The sequence below is a fragment of the Arthrobacter sp. 10T413_2 genome (assembly GCF_056394205.1).
Genome location: NZ_JBFTHK010000353.1, coordinates 1 through 1,291, shown reverse-complemented (window position 1 = coordinate 1,291; position 1,291 = coordinate 1). Strand labels below are relative to the sequence as shown.

General features: G+C 62.7%; 2 protein-coding genes. Both read right to left on the bottom strand.

Annotated features, from left to right (window positions below; translation table 11 throughout):
- Positions 1–79: 79 nt before the first annotated feature.
- A complete protein-coding gene (locus AC1DBQ_RS23395) occupies positions 80–481 on the bottom strand; it encodes a cytochrome c oxidase subunit 4 (protein ID WP_476930765.1) in 402 nt (133 codons plus the stop codon).
- Positions 478–1,291: cytochrome c oxidase subunit I (locus AC1DBQ_RS23390; RefSeq protein ID WP_476930764.1), on the bottom strand; the 814-nt coding region annotated here is incomplete at its 5' end. The genes AC1DBQ_RS23395 and AC1DBQ_RS23390, both read right to left, overlap by 4 nt.

The window sequence follows — 1,291 nt, the reverse complement described above, 5'->3', positions numbered from 1 at the left end:
GCCATGCATACGACGGCGGGGCCCACCTTTTGGTGGGGCCCGCCGTCGTATGCGTTATGGAGATTTGTCCGCGTGGGCGCTAGTGCGCGTGGTCACCGCGGCTGTATTCGTAGACCCAGCCGACCAGGGCGACGATCGCGAGGCCGCCGGCGATAAAGACGATCCACCAGCCTACGGCCAGGCCGAGGAAGCCCGTAGCGCAGGCGATGCCGAGGACCAGCGGCCACCAGCTCCAGGGGCTGAAGTGKCCTTGTTCGCCGGCKCCTTCGTGGATTTCGGCGTCATTGCGGTCCTCAGGACGCATACCCACGCGACGGCCGGTGAAGCCGAGGTAGGCACCGATCATGCCGGCAAGGCCACCGACCAGCAGGATGGCAAGTGCTCCCACCCATTCGGTCCAGTTCGTCAGGTACCCGTAAATGAACGCCACCGGGACAAAGAAGAAGACGCCGAGGCCAAAGATCCTTGATTCGATTTTCACTTGCCGGAGTCCTTCTGGTCGGCGTTACCGAGCGCTGCTGCTGCCGGAGCAGGAGAATCGACGGTGTAGTTCTGGGAGAGCTCCGGGTGGTGCAGGTCCAGCGCGGGACGTTCGGAGCGGATGCGGGGCAGGGACGTGAAGTTGTGGCGCGGCGGCGGGCAGGATGTGGCCCACTCGAGCGAGGCACCGAAGCCCCACGGGTCATCAACTTCMACGCGGTCGTTGCTGCGCCAGGTGATGTAGATGTTCCAGAAGAACGGGATCAGCGAGGCGCCCAGGACGAACGAGGAGATGGTGGAGAACTGGTTCATCCACGTGAAGTTGTCCTGCGGCAGGTAGTCGGCATAGCGGCGCGGCATACCCTCAACACCCAGCCAGTGCTGGATCAGGAAGGTGCCGTGGAAGCCCAGGAACAGCATCCAGAAGTGGATCTTGCCGAGACGTTCGTTGAGCATCTTGCCGGTCCACTTGGGCCACCAGAAGTAGAAGCCGGCGAACATGGCGAACACGACCGTACCGAAGACCACGTAGTGGAAGTGCGCCACGACKAAGTAGGAGTCGGAGACGTGGAAGTCCAGCGGCGGCGAGGCCAGGATGATGCCGGTCAGKCCACCGAAGAGGAAGGTCGCCAGGAAGCCGATGCTCCACAGCATGGGGGTTTCAAAGGTGATGGAACCCCGCCACATGGTGCCGATCCAGTTGAAGAACTTCACACCRGTCGGAACGGCGATCAGCATCGTCATGAACGAGAAGAACGGCAGCAGGACCGAGCCGGTGACGTACATGTGGTGTGCCCACACGGTCACGGAC